The 17,813-nt window shown below is 46.3% G+C and carries 13 protein-coding genes; 4 read left to right on the top strand and 9 right to left on the bottom strand.

Annotated features, from left to right (window positions below; all coding sequences use genetic code 11):
• Positions 1-211 precede the first annotated feature (211 nt).
• The 5 genes from IYN85_RS24320 to pomA form a co-directional block, all read right to left on the bottom strand.
• Positions 212-853 (bottom strand): LysE family translocator, encoded by a 642-nt coding sequence (locus IYN85_RS24320; protein WP_196161578.1) that lies wholly within the window; start codon positions 851-853, stop codon positions 212-214.
• Positions 854-2,027: 1,174 nt separating this feature from the next.
• Positions 2,028-3,407, bottom strand: coding sequence for a hypothetical protein (locus tag IYN85_RS24315; RefSeq protein ID WP_196161577.1), 1,380 nt, complete (start codon positions 3,405-3,407; stop codon positions 2,028-2,030).
• Positions 3,404-6,538 carry a hypothetical protein gene (locus tag IYN85_RS24310; RefSeq protein ID WP_196161576.1) on the bottom strand — a complete coding sequence of 1,045 codons (3,135 nt, stop codon included), beginning with the start codon at positions 6,536-6,538 and terminating at the stop codon, positions 3,404-3,406. Before IYN85_RS24310 ends, IYN85_RS24315 begins: the two co-directional genes overlap by 4 nt.
• A gap of 827 nt (positions 6,539-7,365) precedes the next feature.
• Positions 7,366-8,319, bottom strand: coding sequence for a flagellar motor protein MotB (locus IYN85_RS24305; protein ID WP_196161575.1), 954 nt, complete (start codon positions 8,317-8,319; stop codon positions 7,366-7,368).
• 4 nt (positions 8,320-8,323) lie between these two features.
• Positions 8,324-9,076, bottom strand: a complete 753-nt coding sequence (gene pomA / locus IYN85_RS24300; RefSeq protein ID WP_196161574.1) for a flagellar motor protein PomA — start codon at positions 9,074-9,076, stop codon at positions 8,324-8,326.
• Between the two features lie 210 nt (positions 9,077-9,286).
• On the opposite strand from pomA, the gene IYN85_RS24295 reads away from it, so the two are divergent.
• The 4 genes from IYN85_RS24295 to IYN85_RS24280 are packed head-to-tail and all read left to right on the top strand — an operon-like array spanning position 9,287 to position 11,151.
• Positions 9,287-9,526, top strand: a complete 240-nt coding sequence (locus IYN85_RS24295) for an exodeoxyribonuclease VII small subunit (protein ID WP_196161573.1) — start codon at positions 9,287-9,289, stop codon at positions 9,524-9,526.
• Positions 9,523-10,404, top strand: a complete 882-nt coding sequence (locus IYN85_RS24290; RefSeq protein WP_196161572.1) for a polyprenyl synthetase family protein — start codon at positions 9,523-9,525, stop codon at positions 10,402-10,404. The genes IYN85_RS24295 and IYN85_RS24290 overlap by 4 nt, the downstream gene beginning before the upstream one ends.
• Before the next feature lie 12 nt (positions 10,405-10,416).
• The gene (locus IYN85_RS24285; protein WP_196161571.1) at positions 10,417-10,734 is read left to right on the top strand and encodes a MazG nucleotide pyrophosphohydrolase domain-containing protein; all 318 of its coding nucleotides are present in this window, start codon (positions 10,417-10,419) and stop codon (positions 10,732-10,734) included.
• A 3-nt stretch (positions 10,735-10,737) separates the two neighbouring features.
• Positions 10,738-11,151 carry a gamma-glutamylcyclotransferase family protein gene (locus IYN85_RS24280; RefSeq protein WP_196161570.1) on the top strand — a complete coding sequence of 138 codons (414 nt, stop codon included), beginning with the start codon at positions 10,738-10,740 and terminating at the stop codon, positions 11,149-11,151.
• Positions 11,152-11,438: 287 nt separating this feature from the next.
• Here IYN85_RS24280 and IYN85_RS24275 read toward each other — a convergent pair whose 3' ends face one another.
• The 4 genes from IYN85_RS24275 to IYN85_RS24265 form a co-directional block, all read right to left on the bottom strand.
• Entirely contained in the window at positions 11,439-12,332 is an 894-nt protein-coding gene (locus IYN85_RS24275; RefSeq protein ID WP_196161569.1) for a porin, read from the bottom strand.
• Positions 12,333-13,264: 932 nt separating this feature from the next.
• A complete protein-coding gene (locus IYN85_RS26240; RefSeq protein ID WP_255533847.1) occupies positions 13,265-13,393 on the bottom strand; it encodes a hypothetical protein in 129 nt (42 codons plus the stop codon).
• Between the two features lie 471 nt (positions 13,394-13,864).
• Positions 13,865-14,665, bottom strand: coding sequence for a CLCA_X family protein (locus tag IYN85_RS24270; protein ID WP_196161568.1), 801 nt, complete (start codon positions 14,663-14,665; stop codon positions 13,865-13,867).
• A 72-nt stretch (positions 14,666-14,737) separates the two neighbouring features.
• Entirely contained in the window at positions 14,738-17,812 is a 3,075-nt protein-coding gene (locus IYN85_RS24265) for an efflux RND transporter permease subunit (RefSeq protein ID WP_196161567.1), read from the bottom strand.
• Position 17,813 lies beyond the last annotated feature (1 nt).

Genomic DNA, 17,813 nt, shown 5'->3' with positions numbered 1-17,813 from the left:
GGGTCACAGACGATCGGATAGCGGATAACAGAAGAATCAGGGCTGGAAAATTCGCCCCCCTAGTGCGTGCTGAACGGTATGAATCAAATGATCGCTTAGCAGAATTTAGATAAGCGGATCTACGCGTGTATTATCATCCGTTTAAATGGCACTTCGCGTCGACACCTGGCGTAATGCGGCGCAACCAACGTTACGCAGCATGTAGGTTCGCTTATAAGCTGCTTTTCATCAGAGCCAACTTAGCCCCAAAACCAACGAACACGACACCCGTAACTGAATTTAGCCAGGTTTTAAACTTCACGTTATTAGCGGCACTTTTTACCCGGGTTAATGCCAACACCATGACTGAAAACCACAGGAAATTCACCAGTGCATGTGCCGTTACCAATGCGTAGGCACTTAAAGCACTTCCGTCTAGTGATATGAATTGAGGAAAGGCAGCCAGGTAAAACATAGAAACCTTTGGGTTAAGAGCATTCGTTGCAAACCCTTCCAGAAAAGCGTTACGAATTGAAACCTTTTTCTGAACATTTTCTGGTACGTCAATGGTAGCAGTCGCTTTCTGGTTTAGGGCACTTCGAATGGATTTGATGCCTATCCAAATTAAATAGGCGGCACCCAGTATTTTCAAAACGGTGAAAGCAACGGCAGATTGAACCAGAAAAATAGAAATACCAAAAATAGAGAGTGTTCCGTGCAGGTAAAAGGCAGCAACAAACCCACTTACATTCGCGAACCCGGCTTTTTTTCCTGAAAGCGGGACTGTTTTCGCAATAAGAAAGCCATTAGGGCCCGGTGATATGACCAGCAATGTTGCCACGGCGATAAATGTGAGAATGCTGCTTAAATCCATATTGTCTCCTTAAAAATGGGTCTATTGTTTTCGGTTGCAGAATTAACCTGAAAATCACTTCGAAAAGCCTACAACATAACCATTAAAAGCCAACTACTTGATTTTCAGTGCAAGTTTGTCTGCATTGGAATCTATATTTACGGTACTGTAAACCTGCATATTCCCGTTACCCCAGATATGGCCCTATTCGTCGCCATATGAGTTAAAAAATTTACAGAGCGTTCTTCACCAATAATTCCCGCACCCAATTTGGGGATACTACATCAGAATGCTATGGCGCGTCGTCCCGATATAATGCGCGCTCTAGCTATATGTGTCAATTTGAAAGCCTGTAACAGACGAGCTATCCAATGACTTCTTTAGGGCATTCCCCGAATGGTACTTACACAAGCTTAGTTGCTTTGTCTCTGTGGTATTCGCATCCTGCGGTGGCATGGCTCTACTAGGAAATATTCGCTTTCAAAGACCATACCGGGCCAAAGATTCGGGCTCGACCCTTAACAAGTTTAGCGGTCGCCGCAACCGACCGATCAGCCATATACAACCCTAAGCGAAAGATTACTCGCGGTCGCCTTCATGGCCTGCACTCTTACGCAAGCGCCCTGATTGACCAACCTTTGCGACATGAATGATTTCGCGAGGTCGATAAACAGACGAAATAGCAGCTCCAGTCGCTCTATTTCAGATCATGACATAGACACAATACCTTAATTCGGTCGGTATACCGACCATAGTCAGTCCGACTTCACGATGCAGTTATCGTTGACTGAATCTTAATGGATGGCAGCGAAAAACACTGAACGGCTGTTTCAGAACTAACGGAATAATTTTGATTGAACTCAAAAGCGGACATAAGGGCGATGCCTACTATCACGACGACGCCAAATTTAGTCAGATTTTTTGATTCCGTCAGCTTCTGCACGATAGCAGTCTTAAGGACCGCTGAATTACGAAAACTGTTACAGGAAGGAGCAGAAATTTCTTCAATACCTCCACTAACAAATTAACAGTCATTCATTTGCGTAGTACTACCAACTTCACTCACAAGATAAGAGGCCAACAACAAGTTAGCTATTAAGTTACACCAATTATCAATTCAAAAGTTAAGTCCCCAATCTGAAGCAAATTAATTGCTGCTTGGTAGAGTCTCTGTACCAACTGCAATAAGCCTAACTTATTGAAGTCTATAAACACCTTTTTCAGCATCGTCCTGTTTTAAATAGAGGCTTGAGCACTTATTGGTTGACGCATCGTAAGCTGCTAAGTTCTCTCCATTTAATGACAAGGTAGTGACAGAATTATTCACGCTAGCGATCCACTTATATTTTTTAACATCGAATATATCTTGATACTTACCAGACCCAAATTTTGACCAAGACTCTGTTAGAGAAAGATTCCTCCAAACAGGGTCAATTCTTTCTTTCAAAGGAGTACCATTAATCTCATTGCCGATTCCATTAAGCCAACAGTTAAACTTAAATGAGTCCGCATTCCCAAAAAATCTAAAGACATCATAAGCTTCTCCCAAGCCTGAGGTCCCCCCCCAAAAGATATTATCATCACGTCGCTCAAGATAGAACTCGGGTTTATTCCGTGGTTGTAGTGCCAACGAGCGGTAAATGTTTCTATGACTCAGTTCACTCGCTTTCGATACATTTGAAGCATCATTGAGCACGTATGTAGTTTCTGTCACTGAATGAGAGTCTTGATAGTAGCCGTCTTCTGGCTCACAGTTTTGCCAATCCGTAATTGTGCGTCTAATCACTAACTTATCGTCAATAATACTAGCAGTATGATCATAGTTTGATCCCGTGCTACCTGCACAATAGCTACCGTAGCCATCTTCGATTGTTACTATCGGCTGTTTGATTCCTTTTACGTAGTAAGATGACTGGTGATACTCTGACCTTCCTGAAAACTCATTTTCATTTAACTGGTAAACGGCCGTAGCACCAACGAGCTTATTTAGCTTTCCGAACGAAATTCCTCCGTCTCCATAGTCTTGCATTGGTGAAAGAGCATTCGAAGTGTAAGGGATTTCAAATTCCTTATCGATTAGAAGGCTATAGCTATCGGCTGTCGCAAGGATTTCAACTAGCGGATTCTTTTGAATCGGTAGAACTCCCCCGGGTATTAATTTGAACTCAAGTGTTTTACTCTTGTTAGGTGTGAACCAACTCCCAACAAAAGCATCTAGGTAAGGGTCATAATTGGCAGTCATCATGCCGGTAATTTCACCGTTGACTGACTCAGTCATTTCAAGGGTTACGCCATCTAAAGTACCCTCTAAACGAATTGGCCTTTTGGAGTACCTATCCTCCGCTGAGTTATACTGGTAATACTTCTGATAAAAATAGATACCCTCTAAGGTCGACTGCTCGCTTCCGGTTAGAGAGGCATAAATTTCCAAATCTCCTATTGTACCGTGCAATAAATTAGGCCGCCCTTGATAAATAGCCGACTGCAGATACTCCACAGCTTTAAACTCCGTCTCTGCAAAAGCAATATTAGCCAGTATAAGCAAAGCACTTGTTACTCGTTTAACTGATTTCATTTGAGCTCGTTCCCTGTAGACTGCTTTGAGTTAGGATTGCTATCGAATGGACCATCGAGTTGAATTGGAGATAATGATGCATACTTCTTACGTGGTTGTAGATTTTTATATGAAGACCTTGGGTAATAACCCAAAGAAGACCAAGCGAGATAGAGCTTATCGCCCAAAACAGCTAACTGGTTCGCATAGCGGAAAGGAACTCCAGGATTCCAGTTTTCTATGAACTGTCCATTACTATAAGCAGCCAAACCATACATAGGCTGTTCAGATTCCTCGCTCTTATGCTCTTTGGAAAATGCATCAAAATAGCCGCTCAATAAAAGGTAGCCTTTATGTACTGCAGTCGCAGTAAAGGACGAATCCAACCGTTTGACATTGCCACGGGACACAATTTCACCAAAGTCATCCAAAGCAAATAGATTAGAGTGCTCTCTTAAGTCTCTATTCCTAAAATTAAGACTACCGGTAAAGTGATATGAACCTGCGAACTTATGGGCACCATAAAAGGACTTATGGGTAAGATCCAAGTTTTTAGAATTCCAGTCTGTTAATTTCCCTTCAGCATCTATGATTGCAGCATGCAACCTAGGCTGAGACATGATCTCCTCGAATTCACCCGCCAATATAAGTTCGTTATTCTCTGCATCCAATGACAGAACCTCAACTTTTCCAGTTGAAAGGCCTTCCTCAATTACCTCACCATCTAAACTGAGTCTTCGCAAATAGGATCTGGAACCTTGCACTTCGCTGCTACTTGCTAAATACAAACTATTGTTATGAACAGCAAGTTTGCACTTATCATTGGGCTGAAATCTGACCGGCTTTGACCAAACAACTTCCTTGATTTCTAGATCGACTCTGGCGAGTTCTTTCTTAGAACAAACAAACAAACTATCTTCGTAAAGTATCATTGAAACAATATCGGATAAGTCTCGATTAAGCGCCCAATCTTGATCAGGGATGCCATTGGCATCTGTGCGGACCAGAGCTGATATCGCGTGTGAAATATAGGTCTGGCTATCGCCAAAGACCAGTAGATGATCTTCGACCATTATGGCTCCCAAAACGGACCCTGAAGGCGCTAAACCAAAGCCACCCGAAATGGTATTTGTAACGATATCAACCATGATAATTTTATTGACAGGCCTTGTTTTACTCTTGAACTCGGATCCTGCAATCCAAAGTTCGTCATGGGATATTAGTAGTCCTTTAACCTTACCTGTTAGAAGCCCAACTATTGAGTCGATTGATGAACGCTCGTCAGAGTCTGTCGCATATGTACCATATAAGTCATTTAACTTATTTCTTCTTTGCCCTGCTACCAGATAACCATCCTCGAAAGGGAGTACTAAAGAATTGTTGGAATACTCTGACATTTCTGACATGGTCAATTGTTTACTGACTTTTGTGTTTGGATCAAACACCAACATGGCATTTGGTGAATGTAAGAGAAGGTTTTTGTTGTCCAATGATGCGCCCGCTAAGCTCGAATTATGAGTGAGAATAGTTTGTATACTAAAATCGGACTGCACTAATTCGATATAGCGGGAATAAGTAGACTCACCAGTTAAGTGGATTGAATCAATGTATGTGTTCCCATTCAGATGAACACTTTTTCGAACTATCCAATCGCTCTTTATCTCAGATGCTTTTCTTGCTTGTACCACCTCAAAATCACTATTTAGTTTTACAAAACCATCCGCCGGTATTCCGTTGAATTCGGTAAAGCTGCCGGCCACATAAACTTCCCCATTTTCTGAACTGACGTCATAGACTTCGCCATCGAAAGTAGGACAGTGTAAAGGGTTGCCTTCATCAGATAAAACCACAAGGCCGGGGCACCAATATCGTTCTAAACCAAGGAAGCTACCTCTTACCCAAAGTTGATCGCCTGCTTTGACGATACTACTCACATTGCCATGAAAGCTCGGTCCACGATTAACAACTTCGCCGTAGCTATCTATCCAAGCTATTTGACTAAGAGATGTGGACCCATTAATTCTGAAATTACCACCAATAAGGATGTGGTCACTGGACTTAATAATTGAATTGACGTCACCTTCTAACTTTGGAATCGGCAAGCTAGTGGTTGAATTAATATCCCATCGTTGTAGAGGTCCAACGGGAATTGAGTAATTAGTTTTAAAGTTTCCAGTAAGGAACAGTTGACCATTGAGAACGGTAGCCGATAAGCGATCGAACTTGGACAGTGTAGGTGGGGTCCAATCGGTAACTTTACCGGAAAGATCGAGCTGGACCACACCTTTTCGTTCCCTGCCATTAACAGAGTTGAAGGAACCAGTTACGTAAACGTGAGAATCACTGGCCGCGACTGAATAGAGATTCTTATGATCCTCAATTTTAAAATCAATGTCTTTGAGTACTTTTGTATCCAGGTCAAAAAGTGCGAAGTGAAATGAATAGTGTGATTCTGAGGGGCCGATTAAAAAAAGTGAGTTTTCGACGAAGGCCATATCAAAAACAATTGCTCTTTCGATATTAGAGCTCCATGACCTCCCTAACGTATCCTGCTTATAGGCTAAAAGTGCATCTGAGTTGTTATCAGTGCCATAACTACCAACCAAGATGTCATCTTTATGTAGAAGCACTTTATTTACTCGATCAAGCCCACCATAAACTACACGGTCGATCTTGCCGTGCGTATCAAACTTAACAAAGCCCTTGGCTTTTAAACCGGCAATGTGATCGTAGTACCCGCCGACAAAAAGGCCATGCTCACTGACTGCTAATGAAGTCACGTGTTTGTTTGGATTTGGCTGCCAATTGTAATCGAAATCACCTTTGAGCCAGTCGTAGCGGACAAGGTTATATATATCGGCACTTGTGTAAGATAAGGTGAAATCTCCACCAATATACAAATATTGGTCACCGTCATATACCGCATCCAGCACTGTTCCAATAATCTCAGGGAAGACCCTTCTTCTCTGGCCATCCTTCGTTGTCGCCATTGGACCCGATACTGGCCCTATGCTTGTAAAGCTGCCCCCGTAAAAAATACCGTGTTTTTCATCTGCGACGACTGAGTTCAGGGTACCATCAACAACCCAGGCAGACATGTCGGCATAAGCGACTGAAATAGAAATCAGCAAGACTGCAGTTAAGGACCTCATGAAAGTCACTACTCCGTTGTGTTTCATTGAAAGAACTAAGTATTTAAGTAAAAGTATTTTGGTTCGCATAAACATCTGGACATGTAGTTGAAATTTAGGAATCACCGCTGGTTACTTCAGTCCCAGCCACCTCTTCGCTATCAAATACAACGTTAACTTTCGATTGAATTAATGACATGCGATTCCTTCATTAAATAAGAAGAGTTAATGATCTTTGAGTAAACCAACTAATTAAAGCAGCTTAAAACTATGCCATATTTAGAGTGAAAGTCGAAGGAGAACTTGATAAGTATGAAACAGCGAAAATCGCGCCCTAACTAATGCGTTATCTGAAATATGGATCACTACTTTCGGATAATTTCAGCATAAATGCCGAACTACGCATCAGTTTCCAATGATTAGTGATCGAACAATACTGTGATGAACCCATTGCATTCACTGATCTGAAGTTTCGGCCTATATCCGAAGACTGAAAAACGTCTGCTATCAGATTAATAAGAATAACTCCTATTGCCTCTCAACTACTGCTTAGTGTAATCAGCGGAAAATGCGAATTCATTCGTTTTAGTCGGTGACTCTGGATTAACGGTCAATACTTCTAAAACCAAGACCGAATCATCGGGCGGGTTTGGTCCATAACGACTAATAACGCACGGTTAAGCCAAGTCGAGATCATTTTGAAACCTACATTCAATGCCTAAGCGATGCTTAAGCAGTTGCTATCCGCTTATTGCCTGCTTTCATCGGAAATTTTTGCTGATAGAACGATGCCGTCAAGCGACGGCATCGCGGCTGTCTGGACACCTTGTCGCTCAAGATGGCCGTTGTTAAAAAATTTCCTCTGGATCCAACCCAAACAGGCTCGGATCGCCAGGGTCGACTGTTTCTACTGGTCTTTCGTCAGAGGGAATACCCTCGAAGTCCGGATTATCTTTCTTAATGATGATCTCGACTCGTCGGTTTTGGGCGCGGCCTTCGGGAGTATCGTTGCTGGCAATGGGCTTACTGGAGCCATGGCCGACAATGGTAAAGCGGTTTTCATCCATTTCTGGTGCAATAAACAGGTATTCAGCCACGGCCAAAGCACGGGAAGCACTGAGCAACCAGTTATTGCGGAACCGGGGGGTTGATATGGGCAGGTCATCGGTATGGCCTTCCACAAAGATATCACCAGGAGTCGATACCAGTAAATTGCGTACCTTATCCAACACGGGTAGAAAGTCGTCTGCGACATAGTCGGTCCCGGCGCCGAAACTCTGCTCTTTCACGCGAATAATGATGGTTTCATTAACGGTTTCGATCTGTAGCATACCTTCCGCGATTTCATCAGCCAGCGCTTGTGCAATGCGTTCGGCTTCTTCCTGAACCTCTTTCTGCAGGGCGTCATCGGGCACAACGATCTGCCGGGTTAACTGGCCGGTGTCGCCTTGAGCGTCTTCCTGCATAGTGAAGGTGTCCTGACACAAGATTTCCAGGGAGTCTTTTAAATCGTCCACCGTATCCTGCCGGACCACATTTAACGGAGTGGGTTCTGGTCGTGACGGGCTGAATTCTTGGGTAATGATGCTGGTGCCTTTTGGCACATCATTCACATTGATTTCCGTTTGCACGCCAAAGGCATTACGCATGGAGCCCGCCAGACGTTTGAATTTCAACGCATCCATTTCCGAGAAAGACAGCAACAACACGAAAAAGCACATCAGCAGTGCCATTAAATCCGAAAATGTTGCCATCCACGCCGGTAGACCGGGTTTACATTTGGGGCAATCGTCTTCTTCCATACGCTCAGCCACCTTCTCGCATATTGGAAGGCAAATAGCTCTTTAACATGGATTCAATAATGCGCGGGTTCTGGCCGGCCTGAATGGCGAGCAGCCCATCTATGCACATCTTCTGGATAATTTCTTCTTGCTTGGCACGAACGCCCAGCTTGTCTGAAATGGGAATCGCAATCACTGTCGCCAAAAACGATCCATAGAGAGTCGTCAATAGGGCAACAGCCATTGCCGGACCGATGGTTTTCGGGTCGTCCATATTGGCCAACATACCCACCAATCCAATCAGTGTACCAATCATCCCCATCGCCGGTGCAACATCCGCCAGCGCCCTAAAGAATGCCGACCCTTCTGTATGTCGGTCGCTGGTCATTCTCATGTCTTTATTGAGCAGCGATTTCACCACATCCGGATCATGTCCATCCACTAGCAACTGGATGCCTTTTGATAAGAAGTCACTGCTGGTCTCCTTGCCTTCCAGGGAAAGCAAACCGCCTTTGCGAGCGCCATCGGCCAATTCAACGATTTCTGAAATCAAGTCTTCGGGTCTTACAATAGAGAACGAAAAGGCTTTGCCAACGACCTTGCCAACGCCCAAAAACTGTTCCAGCGTGAATTTTGACAACGCTACAAACGTACTGCCGGCAAATACAATCAAAACGGATGGAATATTGATAAATATCCCGAGACTGCCGCCTAACAGCATCGACATCACGATCATGCCTACGGCGCCGGCAATCCCCACCAGGGTAGCAATATCCACAAATGACCTCACTTCACAGGTTTTAACACTGGTCTATTTCGTTTGAGTCTAGCAGCAAATGTCGAGGACAACGTGGCTTTACTCTTCCGCTCACTAATTGACCAAGCACTGAGACTCGTTCTCTTTATCCACTATCGGCCAGCAAAAGGATTTATTGACCAGAATTTTTCAAATCGTTACCTTTGCGTCTGCATTAATTGAGGAACCAACATGGCGACTAAGAAAGCACCGGCGTTTGAAGAAAATCTGAGCGCACTGGAAAGCATCGTAGAACAACTGGAGTCCGGGCAACTAAGCCTCGATGACGCGCTGAAAGCCTTTGAACAAGGTATTAAGCTGACTCGGGAATGCCAGGAATCATTGGCCGCCGCCGAGCAAAAAGTGCAGATCTTATTGAATAAACACGGGGAGCCTACCCTGGAAACCCTGCCTGATCAGGCCACTGAATGAAACTTGATTCTTTTTTAAACACAACTCGGTCCGAACTCGAATCCGCCCTTCAGCAAACCTTTAACAAGGCGGCCAGTGCGACATTACGCCATGCTATACATTACTCACTGCTCGATGGCGGCAAGCGGCTGCGCCCGGCACTCGTCAAAGCAGCAGCACAGGTAGCGGGCAATGACACGCCGTTATGGCTGGTCCCGGCTCAGGCGCTGGAAATGATCCATGTGTATAGCTTGATTCATGATGATCTGCCCGCTATGGACAACGACGACTTACGTCGCGGGAAGCCGACAAACCACAAACAGTTTAATGAGGCCACCGCGATTCTCGCCGGGGATGCCCTGCAATCGGAAGCTTTTTACCTGATTGCCCGTGAACAGGGCCTCAATGACGCTCAGGCGCGGGCCATGACCCTTGCTCTCAGCTCCGCTGCTGGCGCCAGTGGTATGGTAGCGGGCCAGATGATTGATCTTGAGTCCGAGCATCAAACCCTCACACTGACGCAGCTCGCCGATCTGCACCGACTAAAGACCGGAGCGTTGATCAAAGCCGCTTTGCAGCTAGGTGCGCAATGTAATGCAACTTTGGACGCTGCCCTTTTCACCGGTCTGAATGACTATGGTGACGCTATTGGTCTGGCTTTCCAGATTACCGACGATATTCTGGATGTCACGTCCAGCACAGAAGTACTGGGAAAACCACAAGGCAGCGATCTCGCCGCGGAAAAATCGACCTACGTCAGTCTGTTAGGCCTAGAGGGCGCCCGTCAGCAAGCCAACGAGCAACATCAACGGGCGACTCAGGCGTTGCAATCGCTAAACCTGACTGAAGAATCCGTGCTGTGGCAACTGGCCGACTATGTTATTCAGCGCAACCACTAATGGAACCAGCCGATGCCCACCTTAACAACCCGCCCGACCCTATCTGACTTTCAACAATACGTCACGGAGCTGGAAGCTGAACGCGGTTTCGATGAGCAAACCGTTCTGGACAAATGCCTAATGCTGGGAGAGGAAGTTGGAGAGTTGTTTAAAGCAGTGCGCAAACAACAAGGGTTGAAAATGGACCCTAACTCGCAGACCGGTCAACTGTCGGGTGAATTGGCGGATGTCTTCATTTTCCTCTGCTCTATTGCTAACCGCTACGATATCGACCTGGAAACAGCATTCCGGGAAAAAGAAGCCATTAACCACACCCGTACCTGGGAGTAAATCATGTTTCTATTCACCTATGGCACATTGATGGACCATGTCATTATGGATCAGGTCGCGGGCGACCGTTTCGCATCTGTCACTGGCGTTCTCCATGACCATATCCGCAAGCGCGTCGATCAGCGAGTGTTTCCAGCCATTGCACCAAGAGCGGGCTTTCTTGTGGAAGGGAGAATGTATTCGAATGTCCACCGAGATGCGATGACCCGTCTGGATCTTTTCGAGGGAGAATTGTATCAACGTACTCCGGTGCACGTGGTGATTGACGATCAAAGGATCGTAGAAGCGTACGCTTATGTAATCCGACCCGAGCATGAGTGTCTATTGTCCGAAGACGATTGGCATCTCGACAATTTCAAAGAAAAGCATCGAGGACATTTCAAAAACGTCTATGAAGGGTTTCGTCAACTCGACTGAAAAAGAGCGGCCATCACAAATAAATCTGTGGCGTAATTTAATGTAACGTTTGGTGCCGCTAAAGGATTTGGGAATCTAAGAAGATAATCTTCTTATGTCATTCCATATGCCACTGGAACGACGGCCGGCATCTGATTAATGTCATACTACTTCTGTTGACAAAAACAGAAACCGACATTCAACAACATCACCATAATGCTGTCGAATTTAGGTTGGCGCAGAAACAGTTCGCTCTACCCCAATAGAATCTGGAAAAAACAGGCGCTCATTCGAGCGCCCTTACTACCTTAAAAACTAACTTTCATACCGACGGTGTAACCCAGCTCTGCATTGTCTGCAGACGTGCTGCCAACTTCTGCGTAAGCACTGGCGTTTTCGTGAACTTTGTACTCGGCATTCGCGTAGTACGCAGTCAGTGTATCCATGCCTTCGGCCTTATAAATAGTTTGACCTAAACCCGCTGCAACCGTGACGTTGTCTAACACGTTGTAACTCGCAGCAACTTCATAAGCCATATCTTCAGAGTCCAGGTTATAAGTGAACTCAGCACCGGCTGCGTATGCATCGGTTTTATACTGGCCGCTGACACCCACATTCATTAACGCGTCAGCATCAGCGTTAGCTTTGTGCGACTGCACAGTACCGGCAACTGTGATGTTATCCATTACCGTGTATTCGCCATACACATCAATCGCAGACTCATCTTCGCTTTCAGACAAATCAACAGAAGCGACTACTTTGACGGAATCTTCGATGGAGTAAGCCACTTTGACGACTTCATCGCCACTGGTTGACGCCAGTTGATTGCCTGCACCAAAAGCTTTGTCTTTGCCGATGCCAAACTCATCGCTTGCGTAGCTTTGCTTACCAACAGTCAGCTCAGTACCCATATAACCCAAGCCAACAAAGGCAGACTTCAGGTTCAAAGGTGCCAGAGCAGATTCAGCAGCCTGTTCGAAACCCAGTTCAGCGGATCCGAATGCAGTAATGCCAGATTCTGTTTCGTAGCTCGGGTTAACACCAACAGTCACGCTCTCTACATTGAAAGATGCGTCTGTATCTTCAACAGCGGCTTTACCATAGGAAACTTTTACATCACCCGATACATTTGCGTCATCGGCGTATACACCAGTCGCCATCAATGCGCTGATAGAGGTAATTGCAATTGCTAATTTCTTCATTGAATTTTCACCATATAAGTAAACTAAAAAATGGATTGAGATCCGGTGAGAAAGGCTCCCTCCCGAAACGCAGCGCAACGGTATCACTGAGATTTATGGCGCTCAATTGGTCGAAAGTCACAGCGCAATTCACTTTATAAATTTCATGTAAACGAACTCGATATACTTTGTTACAAAGTCGACCGCCGCTCACAACCCGACAAATAAATCGAGTCTATTTATCGTGAAATAAAAAAGTTTTTTCCGGAAACATTGTAAAAGTGACTTTTGGCTTGGTTAAATTTTTTTCAATACAAATGTCCTGTTATTCAAATTGATACAATTGTAAAGATTCATCTTTTTGATAGGACTTGAAAAAAATATTTTTGTCCTTTCAATTCAAAAATAAAAACAGAGATACTTTTCTCATAAACAATCAAGCAACTTTACTTATCCAATGGCGACAAATACTTGTCTTTGAACTCTTTACATTAAAAAACCTGAATACGATATGATCGACACTTATCCAATTACGCCAAAACGTTGTCGGTTTCCGCCATTTACATGAAAAGATCGCTGAGCAGATTTTTTCTGAATTGGATTAAAAAAAATAGAACACCATCAGAGTGGGCTTTGCTTAAAACAAGACGAATATTCGATAGAAAATAAATTCGTACAAATAGATGAAATGCGTGAGACTTGATCAGAAGAAAATACAAAATTATCCATCCAACCTTTCTTATTATAATTTTCATTAGAACTATGAAGTTGATTTTTTAGGACGTTAATCCAAACGTTATCAGTATGGCTGTCGCCTAATGGTTTTGGTTTTCATGAGTTTTTCAAATGGAGGTACTCTTTTACCCGAATGGCACTTACTTAGTGCTTTAAATCTTCAGAATTTGCATCTTCCAACGACATTGGTTTCATTAGGCGGTTATCGCCGTCAATGACTAAACCAGCCCATCGATTCGGGCTTGTCCCTTAACAACCCCAGCCGCCGCCAAAAACGTCCACTCACTATCTTCAATTTCGTCTTCGATAGGTCGTTCGTGACGGCCACAGAAACGTCGGACCGTCATTTCCAGCTCACTTAGTCAAGCATCCATGCTTGACCATACAATGAGACGTGCATTACTTCTTGTGGTCGTTTGAAAGGTGCGAAAACCGTGGCATGAGTTACTTTCTCGATAGAAAAAACCAACCTGAAAACTCTATGTACCAAGGACTGGCGTAAATAACCGTTTCGTCGTATCTGCTTTGGCTGACTTCATTGCCACATCGCAATGGATTCAAGGGCATGGATGCCCTTGCAAGCGTCGCGCGTGCAGGGATGCTCGCTCAAGCGACCGTTCGAAGAATGTGGCAGTTAAGGCAGAATACCAAAGCGGGCGACAAAAGGGGGGGGGTGCAAGGGGATCCCCCCTTGGAAAGAAAAAACTTCCGGCAGACTCTTTCGTTAAGACCTATAAACGAACCGTCAGATCTGATTAGTTCTTCACGGAAAGAGACATGCTACTTAACCGAGTTTGGGAAACTCTCAAAATCTAAATTTACTGGCCTGCTTTTATATCTTGCTGTTGCAACCGATAGCCAAGTGTTTGGAAGTACGCTCTGTACGCCGCGTTGATCTTTTGCCGATGCTCCCCCTGGGGGTACAACCCTCGTTCAGCCTCAGCCGATTTCTTGGTTCCTTTCGCCAGGAAGTTATTTTTAACAGGCGCATCCTGAACGAAAGCTTCGAAGGCCCGGGCGCACAGTTCAAACGGCAAGCTGTAATAGGTCTGCCCATTTTCCTCGTCTACTTTCTGGCTAGTCAGTACATAGTCGGTTGGGTTGGCGTTTTCATCACAATAAAAGATTGTGTCGTAACAAGTGGCGAGCATCGCATTGAGCGGGTGTGTGTTAATCTGAGCGCCTTCCCAATAAGCGTGTGAGGCGAAGTCTTCTTTAAAGCCATCCTGTAGAAATTTATCGGCGATGTAATGGTCAAAAGCATGAAACCATTCGTGCGCAATGGCACCGGGACCGGCGTTTTTTGCCAGCGCAAACGTTCGGGTAGCCGGGGCATAATGCGCCATCACGCCGTAACTGCCGCCCGTGCCGTAATCCAGCGATAAGGTCTGTCGCAAGGAGATTAGCGACGAGGGGGCCTGAAGAATGTCCAGCAAGTCGCAAAGGGCGTCATAAAACAGGGGGGCGGTATGTTCACGTTCCTTTTTGGTGACCCATTTACCGACACGCATAGATTTGAATTCGAAGCGCTGATGAACATCTGCAAACGACACCAGCCAGCCCCCACGATGGTCGCGTCCGGTTCGATAAAAGCGTTTGTCGTCGATCAATTTACTCATGTCGATAGGTTCAAAAAAAAGAAAGGCTCAGTTTAACACACTGAGCCTTGAGCACTCCCGCCTCTATGTTTTTCAGGCGACGGCAACCTGCGGTTTACGCGTAAAGCGAGAACCCAAGTTTTCAATACTGACCAGCATCGCTGGGACGAAACACATAATCAGCACAATGCCGTAAATGAGTCCGAAGGCGATACCTGCCGCAAGCGGGATCAGGAACTGTGCGTCAAACGACGGTTCAAACAGCAACGGCATTAAGCCACCCACAGTGGTCAGCGTGGTCAGCAGAACTGCACGGAAGCGTTGTACACTGGCTTCCACCACGGCATCTTTAATATCCATACCTTGCTTGCGCAGCTCCCGATAAAAACTCACCAGGACGATCGAGTCGTTTACAATAATCCCGGACAAGCCAAACAAACCGTAAATACTCAAGACGCTGAGTTCTAATCCAAGCACCCAGTGGCCGACGATGGCACCGGTTAGCGCAAACGGTATCGCACTCATGACAGCAATGGGCCAGGTCCAGCTTTCGAACACCCAGGCCAGTGCAATAAACATCAACAACAACCCCAGCATGCCACCAATCTTCACGTCGGCAAAAAACTCTGCCTGAGAAGCCTGGTCCCCTTCCACATCTAGGCGAACATTCGGGAAGCGGTCACGCAATTGGGCACGGACATTGGTATCAATGGTCTGATTGATTTCAGTGAGGTTCAGTGAGCGATCCGCGAGCTTGGCCGTAATGACGGAAGACAGTTCACCGTCCACACGGCTCAGCTGTTGAATCGCGCGTTCGGAACTCGGTTGTGCTAGGGCCGCCAGTGGGCGGGAGTCGCCGTTGGCTAAGCGAACCGGAAATTGCGACAGTGCGAACCAGCTGTTGGTTTGTGCTTCGTTAATTCGCAATACTACATCCAGCTCTTCGCCATCCACCTGTAAACTCTGAACCGCGAACCCATCCACGTATTCCCGTAGTGAACGCGCCAGGTAAGCCGGGGTCACACCCAGTGCGACAGCATCGGCGGTTAATGTCAGGTCAAGTTGCTCACTGCCCAGAGGGATGTCGTCTTCAATTTCGATAAGACCGGTCAGCGCGGCCAGTTCTTCTTTCACAAAGTCTGTTGCACGCTTCAGCTGGCCAAGATCTTCGTTGATCAGGCGAATACTGACACCATTGGACGATGGGCCCTGCTGCCCTTCCACAAAATTCAGTTTCTTCAACCCAGCCGGTGCCGCAACTTCCGCTCGCCATTGTTTAATAATGTCCGCATTGGTCAACGCTCGCTCGGTGGAGGCGTCCAACTGCACGTACAAACCACCCCGCTCAGGAGACCCGGTATTGGTTTCGCGCACAATGGTATCGATAAAGGCTTCGCCGCTGTTGCGTTCAACCGTTGCCAGGGCTGTTTCCATGTTTACCAGAAAATCGGTCACCACGGCAGGGTCGGTGCCTTCCGAGAATTCAGCTTGCAGCTGTATTTCCGGGGCTTGGATGGCCGGGAAAAAGACAAACTTCACACGGCCTGAACCCACCAGCATGAAAGACAGCACCAAGGCCACCACCACAAAGGCAAAGGTTGTCGCGCGGTAGTTCACGGCCTTTGTGACCAATACCCGCACGATTCGCTGGCGGATAAACTCAAATCCGCGTTCAAATTTCACCCGGAACTTGCTTGGTTGTTGGACCTGACCTTTTTTAAAACTGTGCGCCAAGTGACCGGGTAAAATAATAAAACATTCAATCAACGAAGCCAGAATAGCCATAATCACAACAATGGGAACGCCCTTGGTAAAAGCACCGGAGGGGCCTCCGACCAACAATAGGGGCAGGAAAGCAGCGACCGTCGTCACGGAACTTGCCAAAACCGCAGGCAGCATCCGTTTTGCGGCTTTTATTGCCGCCGTTTCCGGATCATCGCCCTTTTCCATATTGGCGTAGGCGTTCTCACCCACCACGATGGCATCGTCGACGATGACCCCAAGGGCAATGAGAAAACCCAACAGACTGATGACATTGATCGAGTTACCGGTGAGTTCCAAAAACATGATGGTCGCAAAAAACGACACCGGCACACCGGCGGCCACCCACCAAGCGAGGCGATGATTCAAAAACAGAAACAGAACGATCATGATAAAAACCAGACCGCCCAAACCGTTGTTCAGAATGATGCTGATTCGTGACTGCACAAACTCATAAGCTTCGTTGTAGACCCTAACTTCCGCACCTTGCGGTAACTCAGCGCCAAAATCGGTTTGCCACTGCGCCAGAATTTCCGCCTGTTCCAGAGTGTCTTCCCCAGATGTCCGGCTTAAGCTGAGTTTTACTGCGGGCAAGTTCTGGTAATAAATACGGGTCTCATTGTTATCCCGCACCAACTCGACATCAGCGATTTGATTCAAGTTCAGGATCTGGTCATTTACTGTAATCAGCTGACGACCAAGCGTTTCCGAGCGCTGTGCTTCATTGCGAATGCGCAACTGAGCTGAGATCGCATCTTCACCGGTAATGCCTGCAGGCGCGTTGATGTTACGTCCAGCAATCTGCTGACCGATTGACGAAAGCCCTGAGCCCAGGCTCAGATAGTCGTCGACGGCGATTGACGCCTCGATCGACTTTGTGGGCAACCCGGTGATATCAACCTTGGTAATACCCGCGCCCTTGAGGCTTTTTTCCGCCCGATCGGCAATAACCTGCAATTCGTCTAACGTTAAGTCACCGTAGATCAACACGTCAGCGACAGGGTCGAAGATTACAAACTCTTCCACCAGAGTGTCACCCACGCCTTCTGGCAGATTCACCACCGCAATGGCCTTTTCAATTTCAGTGATCATCTGATCCAGAGGCGGTGCAGACTCTTTTAAGGTCACCGTCATGGAGGCTCGACCTTCAATGCTGGTTGTGGTCACCCGGTCGACATCGGTCAAGCCAAGAATGGCTTGCTCTACCGGTACCGCCAAACCTTCCTGCACATCTTCAGCACTGGCACCTTCCCACGGTGTACTGACGCGCACTATGTTCAGGTTGAAGTCAGGCAAAAACTGTGTGTTTACGCGATCCAGCGCCACCAGCCCGAGAAATATGACGATAAACATCACCGCATTGGGGGCGATTCGATGCTTCGCAAACGCTTCAATAATGCTGTTCATA

It is taken from the genome of Reinekea sp. G2M2-21, from assembly GCF_015687175.1.
Classification (GTDB): domain Bacteria; phylum Pseudomonadota; class Gammaproteobacteria; order Pseudomonadales; family Natronospirillaceae; genus Reinekea.
This window is presented reverse-complemented; position numbering and strand designations above follow the sequence as displayed.